We start from the raw sequence: 18607 nt of genomic DNA on the forward strand, positions 1-18607 counted from the left end.
CGAAAATAGTGGCGAATGCGTATGCAAAAGCTGGCGTTGATGTGAATGCTGGTTATGAGGTAGTAGAGCGAATCAAAAAGCATGTGAAAAGAACCGAACGTTTAGGCGTCATGGGCGCTTTAGGAGGTTTTGGTGGTTGTTTTGATTTAAGCAGCTTAAATGTTAAAGAACCGGTGCTGATTTCTGGTACTGATGGTGTAGGGACCAAGTTGATGGTGGCTTTTAAAGAAAACAAGCACGATACTATCGGCATTGACTGTGTGGCAATGTGTGTCAATGATATTGTGGCTCAAGGGGCGGAACCGTTGTACTTCTTAGATTATTTGGCAACCGGCAAAAATGAACCAGCCCGCTTGGAACAAGTAGTGGCAGGGGTCGCTGAAGGGTGTTTGCAAGCAGGAGCTGCTTTAATTGGTGGCGAAACAGCTGAAATGCCTGGAATGTATGATGCCAACGAGTACGATCTTGCTGGATTTGCTGTTGGGGTGGCGGAAAAAAGTCAATTAGTAACTGGTGAAAACATTCAAGCAGGCGATGTATTATTAGGGCTGCCTTCCACTGGAATTCATTCTAATGGTTTTTCTTTGGTGCGAAAAATTTTCTTTACAGAACATAATTTAACGGGAAGCGCCAAAATTGAAGCGCTAGGAGATAAAACTTTAGGTGAAGCTCTTTTAACGCCGACTAAAATATATGTGAAAGCCTTGATGCCTTTAGTAAAAGAAAACTTAGTCAATGGAATTGCTCATATTACAGGGGGCGGTTTTGTGGAAAATATTCCGCGGATGTTACCTGGGAATGTTGCCGCTGAAATTACCGATAAATCTTGGCCGTCTCTACCAATTTTTGAGGTTTTGGAAGCATACGGCAACATTCATCATGAGGAAATGTTTGAAATTTTTAACATGGGTATTGGTATGGTTTTAGCAGTAAGTAAAGAAAAAGTCGAGCGCGTCAAAAAGGTTTTAGCTGATTTAAATGAACCATGTTATGAGATTGGTCAAGTTGTTGCAGCCAAAAACAATATGGCACCAATCACTGTGAATGAGGCGGAAAAATGAGAATTGCCGTTTTAGCTTCTGGAAATGGAAGCAATTTTGAAGCTATTGCTGATTTTTTTCAAAGAGAACACGTTCCCGCTGAAATTGCCTTCGTATTTAGTGACAAAAAAAATGCGTTTGTCTTAAAGCGGGCCGAAAAATTTGCTATTCCAACTTTTCACTTTTCCCCCAAAGACTTTGCAAATAAAGCAGCTTATGAAGCAGCATTACTGACGTTGTTCCAACAAGAAAAAATCGATTTAATTGTTTTAGCTGGCTATATGCGCATTATTGGTGGAACCTTATTAAGTGCTTTTCCTAAAAAAATCATCAATATTCATCCATCCTTATTGCCGGCTTTTCCTGGACTTCACGGGATTAAAGATGCCTATGATTATGGCGTCAAAGTGACCGGTGTAACTATTCATTATATTGATGCAGGAGTAGATACTGGTCCGATTATTGCACAAGTACCTGTCTGCATTGCACCAGAAGATAGCTTGGAGAGTTTAGAGATGAAAATTCATCAAGCCGAACATCGATTGTATCCAAAAGTTCTAAAAGAAATTGCCCTGTCTCAAGAAATTGACTTAGGTAATCACTGGCATTGAATGTTTTCCCACCTTATTAAAAATCAAATCAGAGGAGATAAAGAAATGAAGCGAGCTCTAATTAGTGTTTCAGATAAAACAGGTATTGTTGAATTGGCAGCAGGTTTACTTGATGCTGGCTGGGAAATTATTTCGACTGGAGGTACCCAAACCGCACTTGATAACGCCGGTATAAAGACAATTGGAATCGAAGATGTTACACATTTTCCTGAAATGATGGACGGGCGAGTTAAAACGTTACATCCTCTTATTCACGGAGGACTCTTGAGTCGGCGCGATAATGCCGAACACGTTAAAGCGATGACAGCGCACCACATTCAACCGATTGATCTCGTGGTCGTTAATCTTTATCCCTTCAAAGAGACGATTTTAAAAGCCGATGTGACGACAAAAGATGCTATTGAAAATATCGATATTGGTGGACCAAGCATGTTGCGCTCAGCGGCTAAAAATCATGAATTTGTAACAGTGCTTGTGGATCCGAAAGATTATGTCACTGTCTTAGCAGAAATCAAAAATAAAGGGGAAACAACATTTGCCACCCGACAAAAATTAGCGGCAAAAGTTTTTCGTCACACTGCGGCTTATGATGCATTAATTGCTGGTTTTATGACAGATTTGGTAAAGGAAAAAGAGCCAGAAAAATTAACCTTAACATATGATTTAAAACAAGACTTACGGTATGGCGAAAATTCTCATCAAGAAGCTTCTTTTTATAGTGATGCTTTACCTATTAATTATTCCATTGCACAAGCAAGACAATTACACGGCAAAGCACTTTCTTATAACAATATTAAAGATGCTGATGCGGCTATTCGGATTGCCAGAGAGTTTACTGAACCGACTGTTGTTGCATTAAAACATATGAATCCTTGCGGTATTGGGACAGCAGCAACGATTGAAAAAGCGTATGATTTTGCTTATGAAGCTGATCCTGTCTCGATTTTTGGCGGTATTATCGTTCTTAATCGTGAAGTTGACTTTGCCATAGCGCAAAAAATGCACCAATTATTCTTAGAAATTATCATTGCGCCAAGCTTTGCTCCGGCTGCATTAGAATTATTAAGCGGCAAAAAAAATATTCGTTTAATGACATTGGATTTTCATGATGCGCTTGCCACGGGATTACCTGAAAAAGTTTCTGTGTTAGGAGGACTCTTAGTGCAAGGACAAGATGTGATTCAAGAAGATCCAACCGCTTGGAAAGTTGCAACTAAACGGCAACCAAGTCAAGAGGAATTAGAGGCTTTAGCTTTTGCTTGGAAAGCCGTGAAACACGTCAAATCAAATGCAATTGTTCTGGCTAAACAACACCAAACCGTAGGCATCGGAGCTGGACAAATGAATCGCGTTGGTTCAGTCAAGATCGCTATTGACCAAGCTGAAACAGCTGGCAAAATGGATGGAGCAGTTTTAGCGAGTGATGCATATTTTCCAATGGGAGATTCCGTTGAAATTGCTGCCCAACACGGTATTAAAGCCATCGTCCAACCAGGTGGCAGTATTCGCGATCAAGAGTCCATTGATATGGCAGACAAATATGATATTGCGATGGTATTTACAGATATCCGTCATTTCCGTCATTAAGAAAGGAAGCAAATATGAAATTATTGGTTATTGGTGGTGGCGGTCGGGAACACGCCATTGCTAAAAAATTATTAGCAGATAAAGAAGTAACAACTGTTTTCTGCGCACCCGGTAACCCTGGCATGAAACAAGATGGCATTAAGACTGTTTCAATTGCAGAAGGAGATCACGACAAGCTAATTGATTTTGCTAAGACAGAAAATGTTGCATGGACTTTTGTGGGGCCGGAAGCACCTTTACAAAGGGGAATAGTAGACGATTTTCAAAAAGCGGGGTTGCTTGTTTTTGGTCCGAATCAAAAAGCTGCTCAAATTGAAAGCTCAAAAGATTTTGCCAAACAAATTATGCGAAATAATCAAATTCCCACAGCCGACTATAAGACGTTTTCTGATTACCACAATGCTGCTGCTTACGTAAAAGAAAAGGGTGCTCCCATTGTGATTAAGGCCGATGGTTTGGCTGCGGGTAAAGGGGTTGTTGTGGCCGAAACTGTTCCGCAGGCGTTAACTGCTTTATCTGATATGTTAGAAGACAATCGTTTTGGCGAAAGTGGTGCCAAAGTTGTGGTGGAAGACTTTTTAGCTGGAGAAGAATTTTCATTATTGGCTTTTGTGAAAGATGAGGCTGTTTATCCAATGGTCATTGCGCAAGATCATAAGCGGGCTTATGATGGCGATAAAGGGCCAAATACTGGTGGGATGGGTGCTTATTCGCCAGTGCCTCAAATTAGTGATGAAATGGTTGAAAAAGCGGTGAAAGAAATTTTGGAACCCGCTGCCAGTGGTATGGTTAGAAACGGAACGCCTTTTACTGGTATTTTATACGCAGGTTTAATTGCTACAAATGAAGGGGCAAAAGTCATTGAATTTAACGCTCGTTTCGGTGATCCCGAAACACAAGTTGTCTTACCGCGGTTAAAATCAAGTTTAGTTGCTATTATTACAGCACTCCTGACAGATGAAAAACCCGAAGTAACCTGGCATGATAATGCTGCTTTTGGCGTTGTTGTAGCTGCTGAAGGTTATCCTGGTAAGTATCAAAAAGGTATGGTATTACCACAAAAGACTATGGGCAGTACAGAACTTTATTTTGCAGGTACAGCAGAAAAAAATGGAGAACTACTTGCCAATGGCGGTCGTATTTTCTTAGTCGCAGCACAAGCTGCCAATTTAGAAAAGGCACGGAATGAAGTGTATGATGCTTTAAAGCAAATGTCGTTACCAGAGATGTTTTATCGGCATGATATTGGTGCAAAAGCGCTAAAATAATAAAACAGCAGCCTGTTAAGGCTGCTGTTTTATTATTTATAAGAGAAAGCAAAGGTTCGTAAAATTTCCCAACTAAAATTTGTTAGCGTTTTCTCTTAGATGTGTTAAAATTTAACAGTAAACAATGTTTAGAATTGGATTATTAATTTGGAGGCGACAAAATGAAACAAGTCAATTTTGGACCAAATGAGTTGGGTGTTTCCAGCGTAGTTTTAGGCTGTATGCGGATTACTGAGGCCAAAGATCCTGTAGCTGTCATACAAACTGCAGTAGAAAACGGCATCAACTTTTTTGATCATGCGGATATTTATGGTCAAGGCAAATGCGAAGAAATTTTTGCAGATGCTTTTGCTAAAACGAGTTATAAAAGAGAAGATATGTTTATTCAAAGTAAGTGCGGCATTGTTCCTGGAGAAATGTACGATTTTTCCAAAGAGCATATTATTTCTTCAGTAGAAAAAAGTTTGAAACGTCTAAATGTCGATTATTTGGACGCCTTATTGTTGCATCGTCCCGATACTTTGATGGAACCAGAAGAAGTAGCGGCAGCTTTTGACCAATTGGAATCAGACGGAAAAGTAAAATATTTTGGGGTGAGCAATCAGTATTCTCGTCAAATTGAATTACTACAAAAATATGTACGCCAGCCCCTTGTTGCCAATCAATTACAGTTTGGTATCATGCATACGGGCATGATTGACTTTGGTTTGCATGTTAATATGACAGATCCTCGTAGTGTTGACCACGATGATGGAATTTTGGAATTTTCTCGTTTAAATGATATGACGATACAAGCTTGGTCACCTTATCAATACGGCTTTTTTGAAGGTGTCTTTATTGGAAATGAAAAATTTCCTGAATTAAATAAAAAATTAGCTGAAATGGCAGAAAAATATCACACAACGCCAACAGGCATTGCTTCTGCGTGGATTTTACGTCATCCGGCGAACATGCAAGTTATTATTGGTACAATGAATTTGCAACGAATTGAAGAAATTGCAAAAGCGAGTGATATCGTTTTATCAAAAGAAGATTGGTATGGTATTTATTTAGCGGCTGGCAATGATTTACCATAATTGATTTTCTAATAATAATTTAAGTGAAAGTGAAAATCGTTCGGAAATCCCGAACGATTTTTGTGTTTTGTTGCTATTTATAGGTTTCTTTTATTGCTTTTCTGATTTAGATGAGCTAAATTACATAGGGCGCAAAAAATGTGACCCAATAAACAAATGGAGGCTATTCATTATGTTTGATATGAAAGTTTTTGATTATGAAGATGTCCAATTAATTCCCAATAAATGTATCGTAAGTTCCCGTTCGGAATGTGATACGACGGTAACTTTAGGGAAACATTCCTTTAAAATGCCAGTAGTTCCAGCCAATATGCAGACAATTATCGATGAGAATATTGCTGAATTTTTAGCTGAAAATGGCTACTTTTACATTATGCATCGCTTTAATGAAGATGCTCGCATTCCTTTTGTAAAAAAAATGCAAAGTAGAAATTTAATTACCTCCATCAGTGTTGGCGTAAAGCCACACGAATACACTTTTGTTGAAGAATTAGCAGCTGAAAACTTAGTGCCAGATTACATTACCATTGATATTGCCCATGGTCATGCCAATGCGGTGATTGAAATGATTCAACATATTAAACGTCTCTTACCTGAAACTTTTGTTATTGCGGGGAATGTTGGCACACCAGAAGCTGTGCGGGAATTGGAAAATGCAGGGGCAGATGCAACAAAGGTCGGAATTGGACCTGGTAAAGTTTGTATCACCAAAATTAAAACCGGTTTTGGTACAGGTGGTTGGCAATTAGCAGCAGTCCGTTGGTGTGCCAAGGCAGCTCGCAAACCAATTATTGCCGATGGTGGAATTCGGACCCATGGTGATATTGCTAAATCCGTTCGTTTTGGCGCAACGATGGTGATGATTGGTTCATTATTTGCAGGGCACGAAGAATCTCCTGGCGAAACCAAAGTACAAGACGGTGTTGTTTTAAAAGAGTACTTCGGTAGTGCTTCTGAGTTCCAAAAAGGAGAAAAGAAGAACGTCGAAGGAAAGAAAATTTGGATTCCTTACAAAGGAAAACTAGCGGATACACTTGTGGAAATGCAACAAGATTTACAATCTTCTATCTCTTATGCTGGAGGCAAAGACTTAGAAGCCATTCGCAAAGTAGATTACGTAATTGTAAAAAATTCTATCTTCAACGGTGATACAATTTAAATGTTTTTTTACCACGACTGTTTTTGGGTCGTGGTTTTTTTATCTTCTGGCCGGTTATGCTAAAATGTGATTGATGTGGAGATGATATTTTCAATAGAATAGTCATTTCATTTTGAAAAGAGGAGATAAGCATGACGATTAAAGTAATGTCGATTTTTGGCACAAGACCCGAAGCGATTAAAATGGCGCCTCTGGTTAAAGCCTTGGAAAAAGACGCCCGGTTTGAATCGCTTGTGACAGTAACGGCACAACACCGTGAGATGTTGGATCAAGTTATGAAAATTTTTGAATTAAGAGCAGATTTTGATTTGGATATTATGAGTCAAGGTCAGACGTTAACAGATATTACAACGAAAGTATTATTAGAATTGCAACCGGTTTTAAAACAAATGAAGCCTGATATTGTTTTAGTTCACGGGGATACTACCACGACTTTTGCTGCAGCGACAGCCGCTTTTTATCAGCAGATACCCATTGGTCACGTTGAAGCGGGCTTAAGGACGTATAATAAGTATTCGCCTTATCCAGAAGAAGCGAATCGCCAATTAACAGATGTTTTAAGCGATCTTTATTTTGCTCCCACCAAAACCAGTGCTGCTAATTTAAAACAAGAACATCATTTATCTGACCACATTTATATAACAGGAAATACGGCAATTGATGCCATGCAATATACGGTGCAAAAGGATTATCATCATTCGGCTCTTTTAGCGGATAAAAAACAAATTCTAGTAACGATGCATCGTCGGGAAAATTTAGGAGAAAAGATGGCGACAGTTTTCCTTGCTTTACGCCGCTTAGCGCAAGAGTTTCCGGAAATTTCAATTGTCTTTCCGATGCACAAAAATCCATTGGTGCGGGAAAATGCCAAAAAAAATCTGGGCGACCTAGCAAATGTTGCGTTAATTGAACCATTAGACGTCATAGACTTTCATAATTTGGCAGCTAGAAGTTATTTAATTATGACAGACTCAGGTGGCGTTCAAGAAGAAGCACCTTCATTAGGTGTGCCTGTTTTAGTCCTGCGGGATACAACGGAGCGACCTGAAGGCATTGAAGCGGGGACATTATGCTTAGTAGGGACAGATGAAAAACAAGTTTATGATGCTGCTAAGAAATTATTAACTGATCCTGCAGCGTATGAAAAAATGGCACAAGCAAAAAATCCTTATGGAGATGGCCGAGCCAGCGAACGGATTTTAGATGCTATTGCAGATTACTTTGATAAAAATTAATAACCCATCCACTCGTAAAATCGGGTGGATGGGTTACTTAAATTTCATTATCTTTTGCCAGACGTCTTTCCATTACTCTTTGTAACGCTGTCTCGATTTTTAAAAAGTCATAAAAGTCGGGGGTAGCTTTAATTGTGACGACCGGTAAATGAGCAAACATTTCCTGAGGAGAAAAAGTGGAGATAATTAAATCGTATGCTTCCAGTTGTTCGTGAACAGCATTAGGTTGACTATTGATACTTTCAATAATTTCAAATTTTGTTTCGGTAGGGAAATGCTGCAGTAAAACCTGATGAAGATATTTTGGGTGAATCGTAGAAATATCCGATAAAATCAATGTCCGTGTGGTTATCTGCCAATGGGTTAAAATTTGCGGTAATAGTGTAATAATAAGATATAACTGTTGATAAACTTGATCACTTGTGATGTGAATCTGATATTTGTTATGGTAGTTGTTAATAAATTTTTTTAAGCCCGTTATGACATTAGGAAATTTCTTTTCATAATTCAAAACAAATTCTCGCCGACAATTGGATAAAATGGCAATAAAGTCACAGTTTCTTAGATGAATATAATTTTCATTACAAAAGTGCCAAATCAGCTCTTCTTTTTCAAGACTAGCTATATTTTGCTTGGTGCTCGATAAGAGGGCATCGAGGTAATGGTTTGTTCGCTGAGCTAATCTTTTAATTCTTGGATTTCTCTTTTGGGCTTGTTGAAAATGGGCAAAAGATAATAATACATAGTCGTGGCATACTGTCCAAAAAGTTTCCAAAAAGTTAAAATGCCAATTGATACTCATAAGCGTTTCTTTTAACTGAACAACAGCATTCGTGGTGGAAGAACTTTCAGCTTTCAAAAAGCCGCTTTTTTCTATTTCTTGGGGCAATAAATGGCCGTTGTTTTGTCGCCAAATAGATACCGCACCGGAAAAATAAAGTTGTTCGTGTTGGCGATAATTTTGCGGTAGCTTGTTTTCTTTTAAAAGTGCAGTAACCAAAGTGCTCAAGGCGTTATCGCTTTGACTATCAGGCAAGAGATAAGCCGCGCCGTGTCGCTTTTCGCAAAAATAAAGAGTATACAATGTCCGAATGAAAATTTCATTTCCTTCAATTCGAAAAGGGCGATTGCGTATTTTAACGTCATAAGGTGACAATAAATTTTGAAATTTTTTGCATAAGCGGTGAAAACCTGCGTTACTTAAAAAAAGTGCATTGGCACAATCCGAATAGGTAAAACAATCTTCAAATAAGAGATGTTCTAAAAGTTTCATTTCGCTAGTTTCTTGCATGAGATAATCATAAAAGCGATCCAGTCCTAAGTTGAAAGGCGCTTGCCAGTAATAGCGGTTGCGGTAAGCCATAATTTTGAAAGCAGGAAATTGTATCTGAAGTTCGCCAATGATACTGCGAATGGTTTTATCACCAGCGCCGGTTAATTTCCGTAACTCTTCTGAAGTAATACCGCTAGGGTGTTGGTAGAGGGCTTCAACGACTTCAAGCTGTCGTTGTTCACGCCAAGATAAAAAATCACGTAAATTCATAATCTTCTCCTGTAATTATTATCAAAAAAGAATAATTTTAGATATTGTTTATAATATTAAAGGAAAAAAATAAGATGTGCAATCAGAATAAGGGCTTTTTGAGGAAAAATAGAAAATTTTGACCGATAACGTCTGTTCGTTATTTTTATCGACAAAAAAGTTTTTTTATAGTTGACAAAATTCTGGTTCTTCATTAGGATATAAGTGAAAAGAGATTGAAATTTTCATAATCAAATATTTGTTAGGTGAGGCTCCTATATGGACATAAGCTGCTGCCGCGAAAGAATCGAGAGACTCTTAGTTGGTAGAACAGGGATGATCGTGAAGGTCATCCATAATGCAGCTGATAGCATCTGCTATCTACGCCCTATAGTGCTAAAGCTCAACATGAACATACGCTTATTAGACGCGTGCTCATTGTTGAGTACGCGTTTTTTTATGGCTTATTTTTATGAAATAATTTATTAAATTCAACGAATATTTGAATATGAAATAATTTCTTGAGGTTTTCAATTTTTCCTATGAAAATTTGAAATAAAGTTTAGAAAGGTTGATTGACATGGAACACCCCAGTCCCTCGCGACAGAAACTAAATAAAAATAGCTAAGAGGGAGAAGGGTCTCTCTTAGCAAAAGGAGAGAGAACATGTTATTTACAAAAAATACGAAAGAACAAGAATTAAAAAAATTAGCTTTTTTATCAGAACGAGAACTATTTATGGAGCTGCGTACTTCTATTAATGGTTTATCTTCTGAAGATGCTAAGGAACGTTTAGAAGAATACGGCGAAAATAGAGTAGATGCTCAAAAACCAACTCCGGCTTGGTTATTATTCATTGAAGGTTTTAAAGATCCTTTTGTATTGGTTTTAGCGGCTTTAGCGATAGTTTCATTTGTCACTAGTGATTACGAGGCAGCCATTGTCATGTTGGTGATGATTTTAGCGAGTGTTATCATTACTTTTGTGCAAGAATATCGTTCACAAAAAGCCAGTTTAGCGCTAAAAGAATTAATTGAAAATACTTGTGCCGTGACACGAGATGGGCGCACCAAAGAAATTCCAATGGATGAAGTGGTGCCTGGTGATATTGTAACTTTAGCAACGGGCGATATGATTCCAGCCGATGCCGTTTTAATTTGGACAAAAGATTTGTTTGTCAATCAATCTTCTTTGACAGGAGAATCTATGCCGGTGGAAAAATTCGTTGAGGCCGGAGTTAAAAAAGATGAAGATATCTCGGCTTTGGATTTAGACGATTTGGTTTTTATGGGAACCGATGTTTTAAGTGGTCAAGGAAGAGCTATTATTTTAAAAACTGGCCAAGAAACTTTTTTTGGTGATATTGCTCGCAATGCCACCAGTAAACGAGGCAAAACGGCTTTTGATGTAGGCTTAACCCGGGTTAGTAAATTATTATTGCGGATGGTAATGGTATTATTTCCAGTAGTTTTCTTGATTAATGGCTTAACAAAAAGTGATTGGACATCGGCATTCTTTTTTGCGATTGCCGTGGCGGTTGGTTTAACCCCTGAGATGTTACCGATGATTGTGACGAGTAATTTGGCTAAAGGGGCGTTAGCGTTATCTAAACAAAAAGTTATTGTAAAAGAGCTTCCTTCTATTCAAAATCTCGGCAGTATGGATGTGTTGTGTACTGATAAAACGGGGACAATTACAGAAGATCGCGTCGTGTTGGTAAAACATTTAAATCCTCTGGGTAAAGAAAATCAAGCAGTTTTAGCGATGACGTATTTAAACTCGCATTACCAAACTGGATGGAAAAATTTAATGGATATTGCCGTGTTGAATTATTTTGAAGAAAACAACGGCAGGCTACCATTTAACGATGTTGTCAAAATCGATGAAATTCCTTTTGATTTTTCCAGACGTCGCCTGACGGTTGTTGTCAAAGCAGATCATCATCAAATAATGGTGACAAAAGGCGCTGTCGAAGAGATGGAAAAAGTATGTAAATATGCAGAAATTGATGGTAAAACTGTTCTTTTAGACGATGCGTTAAAAGAAAAAATGCGCAACGTCAATATGAAAATGAACGAACAGGGGATGCGCGTCTTAACGGTAGCAGTAAAAAAAGATGCGCACAGTGATGCTACGTATTCTGTCGCAGATGAAAAAGATATGACGCTAATTGGTTTTATGGGCTTTTTGGATCCAGCGAAAGAATCCGCTATTTCAGCGATTAAATCCTTACATGAGCATGGTGTGACAGTAAAAGTTTTGACAGGAGATAATGCGATTGTTGCTAAAAAAGTTTGTCAAGATGTCGGAATTGGCGTAACAAATGTTTTGTTGGGAACGGATATTGAGGTCTTATCTGATGAGGAACTGATGGGACAAGTGGATGAAACCAATTTATTTGCCAAACTTAATCCGATGCAAAAATCCCGCTTAATTGAAGTAATTCAAAAAAAGGGCCATACCGTTGGTTTTATGGGCGACGGCATCAACGATGCTCCGGCTTTGAGAAAAGCCGATGTGGGGATATCAGTTGATACAGCAGCTGATATCACCAAAGACGCTAGTTCCATCATTTTATTAGAGAAAAGTCTCAATGTATTAGAAACAGGAGTAATTGAAGGACGACGTGTTTTTTCTAATATGATGAAATATATCAAGTTCACTATCAGTTCAAACTTTGGCAATGTTTTTTCCATTTTAGTAGCGAGTGCTTTCTTACCATTTTTGCCAATGCTCTCAATCCAACTATTGGTACAAAATTTGATTTATGATATGGCACAATTGACGATTCCTTGGGATAATGTTGATGAAGAAGAATTGGTAAAACCTGTTCGTTGGGAGATTGGTGATTTGTTCAAATTCACTATTTCCATCGGACCTGTGTCAAGTATCTTTGATATTTTAACATTTTTAGTAATGTGGTTTGTGCTAGGGGCTAATACAGTAGCACAACAGAGTCTTTTTCAAACAGGATGGTTTTTAGTAGGATTAACAACCCAAACATTGGTGGTTCACATGGTTCGTACGAGAAAGTTACCATTTGTGGAAAGCCGTGCTTCTTGGCCGGTTATCCTCACAAGTCTTTTAGCGATTGTAACAGGTTTTGTTTTAGTGTTATCTCCATTACGGACGGTTTTTGACTTTACTGTTCTGCCTCCGCAATATTGGATGTGGTTTGTTTTAATCATTGTAGGTTATTTGATTACAATTGAAATCGCTAAACGCGTTTACATTAAATTCACTTCTGAATGGGTATGATAAAATACGACAGCTATTGAATAGCTGTCGTATTTTTATTGACTTGCTGTACTAGCAAATTTCCATTTTTTCTATTAATTAGAGCCCTAAATTTTTAAAGCGCTTTACAAATGTGATGGAATTCACAAAAATAAATTGATATCAAGCTGTTTCAATCGATTTTTATTTCGTGATTTAGTGAGCGTCTTAGTTGTATTTATTTCCGATAAATGATAGCTTAATGATGTAAGTTTTACGAAATACCTAATACAGAATATTATGCTGTTATACTTAGGGTCATTTATTTAAGAGAGGAATGGGTAATAAAATGGCGAAGAATGTAATCGATTTCCAAAAGATTTTGGATGAGATCAATGCTGATTTTCCAACGTATCAGGCATTAGACAAGGATGGTAAGGTGGTTAACAAAGATTTAATCCCTGACTTAAGTGACGATGAATTAGTCGAATTGATGACACAAATGGTGTGGTCTCGGGTATTAGATCAACGTTCAACAGCTTTAAACCGTCAAGGTCGTCTTGGCTTTTATGCACCTACAGCAGGACAAGAAGCAAGTCAATTAGCAAGTCATTTTGCATTTGAAAAAGAAGATCGTCTATTTCCTGGCTACCGTGATGTGCCACAACTGGTTCAACACGGTCTACCACTAAAAGAAGCGTTTTTATGGTCTCGTGGCCATGTTGCTGGGAACTTGTACCCAGAAGATTTACACGCAATGCCACCACAAATCATTATTGGCGCACAATATGTTCAAGCAGCTGGTGTTGCTTTAGGACTAAAAAAACGCAATAGTAAAAATGTTACCTTTGTCTATACTGGTGATGGCGGTTCATCACAAGGGGACTTTTATGAAGCTATGAACTTTGCGGGTGCTTATCACGCCAATGCTGTTTTTTATATTCAAAATAATGGTTTTGCTATTTCAACACCACGAGAAAAACAAACTGCTGCTAAAACGTTAGCCCAAAAAGCAGCTGCCGCTGGGATTCCGGGGATTCAAGTTGACGGCATGGATGCTCTTGCTGTTTACACTGTTTCAAAAGCTGCCAGAGAATGGGCCGCAGCCGGCAATGGTCCTGTTTTAATTGAAACATTAACTTATCGTTATGGTCCACATACACTTTCAGGAGACGATCCAACCCGCTACCGTTCAAAAGATTTAGACAATGAATGGCAACAAAAAGATCCATTGATTCGCATGCGGAACTATCTAACTGAAAAGGGGCTTTGGTCAGAAGAAAAAGAAGAAGCAGTTATTGAAAAAACAAAAGAAGAAATCAAAACAGCAATTGCAGAAGCTGATCGTGTACCAAAGCAAAAAGTTTCTGATTTCTTAAAAAATATGTATGAAGTACAACCACAAAGTATTAAAGAACAAATTGCATTTTATGAAGCGAAGGAGTCGAAATAGTCATGGCGCAAAAAACAATGATCCAAGCGATCACCGACGCATTGAGTTTGGAATTAGGTGCTGACGAAAATGTCTTAGTTTTTGGTGAAGACGTAGGTAAAAACGGCGGAGTGTTCCGGGCAACAGAAGGTTTACAAGACAAGTACGGGGAAGATCGTGTTTTTGATACCCCATTAGCAGAATCAGGTATTGGCGGTTTAGCTTTTGGCTTAGCACTTGAAGGTTTTCGTCCTGTCCCTGAAATCCAATTTTTTGGCTTTGTTTTTGAAGTAATGGACGAAGTTGTAGGACAAATGGCACGTACGCGTTATCGCATGGGGGGGACACGTAATTTACCGATTACAATCCGTTCGCCATTTGGTGGTGGCGTGCATACTCCAGAACTTCATTCTGATAATTTAGAAGGTTTAATGGCACAATCTCCAGGTTTGCGGGTCGTTATTCCATCTAATCCTTATGATGCCAAAGGTTTATTAATTTCTTCTATTCGTAGCAATGATCCTGTTGTCTTTTTGGAGCATATGAAATTGTATCGCTCATTTCGTGATGAAGTACCAGATGAAGCCTATGAAGTTCCATTAGATAAAGCTGCTGTAACGCGGGAAGGTAAAGATGTTTCAATTATTACTTATGGTGCAATGGTTCGTGAAGCAATTAAAGCTGCGGATAATTTAGCCAAAGAAAATATTGAAGCTGAAATTATTGATCTTCGCACAATTGCACCGCTAGACGTTGAAACAATTATTGCTTCAGTTGAAAAAACTGGTCGTGTCGTTGTCGTCCAAGAAGCGCAAAAACAAGCGGGTGTCGGAGCACAAGTTGTTTCTGAAATTTCTGAACGTGCTGTTTTATCACTTGAAGCGCCTGTTGGCCGTGTTTCTGCGCCAGATACAGTTTTCCCATTTGGTCAAGCTGAAAATATTTGGCTTCCAAATGCCGCGGATATCGAAGCTAAAGTAAAAGAAATCGTCAACTTTTAATGAGACGTAAGGAAATGAATTTTATTTTCAGGAAGGAAAGATTATAAATGGCTTTTCAATTTAAATTACCGGATATCGGCGAAGGGATTGCTGAAGGTGAAATCGTAAAATGGTTTGTAAAACCCGGCGATACAATTAATGAAGATGATACTTTACTAGAAGTACAAAATGATAAATCAGTAGAAGAAATTCCATCACCTGTTACAGGGACAGTCAAAAATATTATTGTTTCTGAAGGTACGGTAGCAAATGTTGGGGATGTATTAGTTGAAATCGATGCTCCTGGACATGAAGACAATGAAGGAGACAGTGGTGTAGCTGCAACTGAACAAACACCAGCACAACCCGCTGCCATCCCTACTACTGAAGCCCCTGCTGCAAATGGCGGTGGCGTTTATCAGTTTAAATTACCAGATATTGGTGAAGGGATTGCTGAAGGCGAAATCGTAAAATGGTTCGTTAAAGCTGGCGATACAATTAACGAAGATGATACTTTACTAGAAGTACAAAACGATAAATCAGTAGAAGAAATTCCATCACCTGTTACAGGGACAGTCAAAAATATTATTGCTTCTGAAGGCACAGTAGCAAATGTCGGAGATGTATTAGTTGAAATTGACGCTCCTGGACATAATAATGCAGCTGCAGATACTTCAACGCAATCTGCTCCAACAACTTCAGCTCCTGTATCAGCTTCTACAAGTAGTGTAGTTGAAGCATCAGATCCAAATAAACGTGTATTGGCAATGCCTTCTGTACGTCAATATGCTCGTGAAAAAGATGTTGATATTACCCAAGTAACAGCTACTGGTAAAGGTGGTCGGGTAACTAAAAATGATATTGATGGTTTCTTGAGTGGTGGCAGTGCGCCTGCAACTGCTGAAGCAAAAACAACGGAACAAACTTCTACTGTTGAAACTAATGCTCCAGCTAAAGCTACACCAAAAGCCTTCACTTCAAACATGGGAGATATGGAAGAACGCGTGGCCTTGACACCAACACGTAAAGCGATTGCTAAAGCAATGGTGACAAGCAAACAAACTGCCCCTCATGTCACATTACATGATGAAGTAGAAGTTTCGGCTCTTTGGGACCACCGCAAGAAATTTAAAGAAGTTGCTGCTGAAAATGGCACAAAATTAACTTTCTTACCATATGTTGTAAAAGCCTTAACTGCTACGGTGAAGAAATTCCCAGTATTAAATGCCTCTATTGACGATGTAAAACAAGAAATTGTTTATAAACATTATTACAATGTGGGGATTGCAACGGATACCGATCATGGTTTATATGTACCAAATGTAAAAAATGCCGATCAAAAAGGTATGTTTACAATTGCTGACGAAATTAATAATAAAGCACAATTAGCTCATGATGGCAAACTTGCCGCTGATGATATGCGCAACGGGACAATCACAATTAGCAATATTGGTTCTGTTGGCGGTGGCTTCTTTACGCCAGTTATCAATTATCCTGAAGTTGCTATCTTAGGTGTCGGAACAATTTCACAACAACCTGTAGTAAGTGCAGAAGGTGAAATCGTAGTGGGCCGTGTTATGAAACTTTCTTTAAGTTTTGATCACCGTATCGTGGATGGCGCGACTGCTCAAAAAGCAATGAATAATATTAAACGCTTGTTAGCTAACCCAGAGCTAATGTTAATGGAAGGATGATAGACTCATGGTAGTTGGAGATTTCGCTATCGAATTAGATACAGTTGTAATCGGAGCTGGACCTGGTGGCTATGTAGCTGCCATCCGCGCTGCCGAAATGGGACAAAAAGTTGCCATTGTCGAAAAAGAATACATTGGCGGTGTCTGCTTGAATGTTGGATGTATTCCTTCAAAAGCCTTGATTTCTGCTGGACATCATTATCAAGAATCCCTAGACTCTAAGTTGTTTGGCGTTTCTAGTGAAAATGTTAAATTGGACTTTGCTGCAACACAAGAATGGAAACAAAATGGTGTTGTTAACAAATTAACCAGTGGCGTGGGCTTCTTATTAAAAAAACATAAGGTAGAAGTTTTAGAAGGAGAAGCTTATTTTGTCGATGATCATACATTGCGTGTAATTCATCCTGATTCTGCGCAAACCTATTCTTTCAACAATGCCATTGTTGCGACTGGTTCCCGTCCAATTGAAATTCCTGGTTTCAAATTTGGCGGGCGTGTATTAGACTCAACTGGCGGTTTAGCCTTAAAAGAAGTACCGAAAAACTTCGTCATTATTGGTGGCGGTGTAATCGGTGCAGAACTTGGTGGAGCTTACGCTAACCTAGGAGCCAATGTGACAATTTTGGAAGGTTCACCACAAATTTTGCCAACTTATGAAAAAGATATGGTCAAAATTGTTGAAGATGAATTTAAGAAAAAAGGGATGACTGTTATTACCAATGCAATGGCTAAAGAAGCTGTTGATAATGGTGATAGTGTTACTATCAAATATGCAGTTGATGGCAAAGAAGAAAGCATTGCAGCGGATTATGTAATGGTGACAGTTGGTCGTCGTCCTAACACAGACGAGTTGGGCTTAGAACAAGCTGGTGTTGAAATCGGCGAACGTGGTTTAATTACTGTCGATAAACAAGGTCGTACGAATGTTTCTAATATTTTTGCAATTGGCGATATTGTTCCAGGGGCTGCTTTAGCACACAAAGCAAGTTATGAAGCAAAAATTGCTGCTGAAGCTATTAGTGGTAAAAAAGTTGCTGTTGATTACAAAGCTATGCCTGCTGTAGCCTTTACTGATCCAGAACTTGCCTCTGTTGGGATGACAATTGCAGAAGCAAAAGAAGCTGGTTTGGAAGCGAAAGCTTTCAAATTCCCATTCTCAGGTAATGGTCGTGCACTTTCATTAGGTAAAACAGAAGGCTTTATTCGATTGGTAACAACTGTAGAAGACAATGTTTTAATCGGTGCGCAATTAGCTGGTGTTGGTGCAAGCGATATGGTTTCAGAATTAGCCTTAGCTATTGAATCTGGTATGAACGCCGAAGATATCGCACTAACGATTCATCCACACCCATCATTAGGAGAAATCGTGATGGATGCTTCTGAACTTGCTTTAGGTATGCCAATTCATATTTAAATAACTTGAAATGGTTATTTGAGCTGCGCCAAATGGTGCAGCTCTTTCTTTTGTATCCTTTAGACCTATGCTAAACTAGCATTTGAGGTGAAATATATGCGAGAATATCAATATCCCTTGGATTTATCATGGTCCACTGAAGAAATGGTTATTGTAATGAAAATGTGGGAAGTGCTCGAAGCGGCTAACGAAACAGGGGTGCAGGCTGAAATGTTTTTGAAAGCCTACGGAAATTTCAAAAAAGTTGTCCCAAGTATTGGGGAAGAACGCAGCCTAGGAAGAGAATTTGAAAATTTATCAGGTTATTCTTTATACCATACTTTGAAATTAGCAAAAGAAAATCCAACTGGAAAGTTGAAGGTGAAGGGTTAAT

14 protein-coding genes and 1 riboswitch are annotated in these 18607 nt (G+C 38.6%); of the genes, 13 read left to right on the forward strand and 1 reads right to left on the reverse strand.

What is annotated here, in order from left to right; translation table 11 throughout:
* The first annotated feature begins 8 nt into the window (after positions 1-8).
* From purM to wecB, 7 genes are all read left to right on the forward strand, one after another.
* Positions 9-1061 carry a phosphoribosylformylglycinamidine cyclo-ligase gene (purM, locus tag RK01_RS02655; RefSeq protein ID WP_016171747.1) on the forward strand — a complete coding sequence of 351 codons (1053 nt, stop codon included), beginning with the start codon at positions 9-11 and terminating at the stop codon, positions 1059-1061.
* On the forward strand, positions 1058-1651 hold the full coding sequence (gene purN / locus RK01_RS02660) for a phosphoribosylglycinamide formyltransferase (protein ID WP_016171748.1): 594 nt from the start codon (positions 1058-1060) through the stop codon (positions 1649-1651). The genes purM and purN overlap by 4 nt, the downstream gene beginning before the upstream one ends.
* Before the next feature lie 45 nt (positions 1652-1696).
* The gene (purH, locus tag RK01_RS02665) at positions 1697-3238 is read left to right on the forward strand and encodes a bifunctional phosphoribosylaminoimidazolecarboxamide formyltransferase/IMP cyclohydrolase (protein WP_016171749.1); all 1542 of its coding nucleotides are present in this window, start codon (positions 1697-1699) and stop codon (positions 3236-3238) included.
* Between the two features lie 14 nt (positions 3239-3252).
* On the forward strand, positions 3253-4506 hold the full coding sequence (gene purD / locus RK01_RS02670) for a phosphoribosylamine--glycine ligase (protein WP_016171750.1): 1254 nt from the start codon (positions 3253-3255) through the stop codon (positions 4504-4506).
* A 161-nt stretch (positions 4507-4667) separates the two neighbouring features.
* Complete coding sequence (locus RK01_RS02675) at positions 4668-5582, forward strand: aldo/keto reductase (protein ID WP_016171751.1); 915 nt, start codon at positions 4668-4670, stop codon at positions 5580-5582.
* Between the two features lie 181 nt (positions 5583-5763).
* On the forward strand, positions 5764-6741 hold the full coding sequence (gene guaC, locus RK01_RS02680) for a GMP reductase (RefSeq protein WP_143139798.1): 978 nt from the start codon (positions 5764-5766) through the stop codon (positions 6739-6741).
* Positions 6742-6872: 131 nt separating this feature from the next.
* Positions 6873-7976, forward strand: coding sequence for a non-hydrolyzing UDP-N-acetylglucosamine 2-epimerase (gene wecB, locus RK01_RS02685; RefSeq protein ID WP_016171753.1), 1104 nt, complete (start codon positions 6873-6875; stop codon positions 7974-7976).
* A 37-nt stretch (positions 7977-8013) separates the two neighbouring features.
* On the opposite strand, the gene RK01_RS02690 is transcribed toward wecB, so the two are convergent.
* The gene (locus tag RK01_RS02690; RefSeq protein WP_016171754.1) at positions 8014-9519 is read right to left on the reverse strand and encodes an AcpB/EbpR/MafR family transcriptional regulator; all 1506 of its coding nucleotides are present in this window, start codon (positions 9517-9519) and stop codon (positions 8014-8016) included.
* 230 nt (positions 9520-9749) lie between these two features.
* Positions 9750-9920, forward strand: a riboswitch (M-box (ykoK) riboswitch).
* A gap of 244 nt (positions 9921-10164) precedes the next feature.
* Between RK01_RS02690 and mgtA the strand changes: the two genes are divergently transcribed.
* The 6 genes from mgtA (at position 10165) to RK01_RS02720 (ending at position 18606) form a co-directional block, all read left to right on the forward strand.
* Complete coding sequence (gene mgtA, locus RK01_RS02695; protein ID WP_016171755.1) at positions 10165-12756, forward strand: magnesium-translocating P-type ATPase; 2592 nt, start codon at positions 10165-10167, stop codon at positions 12754-12756.
* A 295-nt stretch (positions 12757-13051) separates the two neighbouring features.
* Entirely contained in the window at positions 13052-14167 is a 1116-nt protein-coding gene (gene pdhA / locus RK01_RS02700) for a pyruvate dehydrogenase (acetyl-transferring) E1 component subunit alpha (protein WP_195516292.1), read from the forward strand.
* Between the two features lie 2 nt (positions 14168-14169).
* A complete protein-coding gene (locus tag RK01_RS02705) occupies positions 14170-15147 on the forward strand; it encodes an alpha-ketoacid dehydrogenase subunit beta (RefSeq protein ID WP_016171757.1) in 978 nt (325 codons plus the stop codon).
* A gap of 47 nt (positions 15148-15194) precedes the next feature.
* Entirely contained in the window at positions 15195-16820 is a 1626-nt protein-coding gene (locus RK01_RS02710; RefSeq protein ID WP_016171758.1) for a dihydrolipoyllysine-residue acetyltransferase, read from the forward strand.
* A 7-nt stretch (positions 16821-16827) separates the two neighbouring features.
* A complete protein-coding gene (gene lpdA, locus RK01_RS02715) occupies positions 16828-18234 on the forward strand; it encodes a dihydrolipoyl dehydrogenase (RefSeq protein ID WP_016171759.1) in 1407 nt (468 codons plus the stop codon).
* Between the two features lie 96 nt (positions 18235-18330).
* Positions 18331-18606 carry a UPF0223 family protein gene (locus tag RK01_RS02720; RefSeq protein WP_016171760.1) on the forward strand — a complete coding sequence of 92 codons (276 nt, stop codon included), beginning with the start codon at positions 18331-18333 and terminating at the stop codon, positions 18604-18606.
* The last annotated feature ends 1 nt before the right edge of the window (position 18607 follow it).

The organism is Enterococcus dispar ATCC 51266 (genome assembly GCF_000406945.1).
GTDB lineage: Bacteria > Bacillota > Bacilli > Lactobacillales > Enterococcaceae > Enterococcus_C > Enterococcus_C dispar.